The sequence below is a fragment of the Streptomyces sp. DH-12 genome, assembly GCF_002899455.1.
Classification (GTDB): Bacteria; Actinomycetota; Actinomycetes; order Streptomycetales; family Streptomycetaceae; genus Streptomyces.
Window position 1 is genome coordinate 1 of sequence record NZ_PPFB01000011.1, and the last position, 366, is coordinate 366.

At 73.5% G+C, this 366-nt stretch carries 1 pseudogene; it reads right to left on the bottom strand.

Annotated elements, in window-relative coordinates:
* Positions 1-313, bottom strand: a pseudogene (locus C1708_RS33595) (Atu4866 domain-containing protein); the annotation flags it as partial.
* Positions 314-366: the final 53 nt, after the last annotated feature.

The window sequence follows — 366 nt, forward strand, 5'->3', positions numbered from 1 at the left end:
GGTGCAGGAAGTCGTTCCGGTCGATCCAGAGGCCGAGCCGGGGGCTGCCGGTCAGGTCCGGAGCGGCGGGGATGCCGGCCTCGGGGGTTGTGGGCCCGCCGGGAATTTCGGTGCCCGACCACCGGACGGGACGGCCGGCCGCGACCAGTGCGCGGACCTGCTCCGGGTGGGACACGAGGGTGGCCACCGCGCTCGGCACGTCGGCGGCGAGTTCGTCGGGTACCACCAGGAAGTCGGTGTTGTTGCCGGGCGTCAGCGTCGCGACGTACTCCGAGCGCCGGCCGCGGCCGCCGGCCAGGGCGACGGTGTCCACGACGGCGGGGACGATGGTTGTGTCCGTGCAGTCGACGACGATGGCGTTGTCGT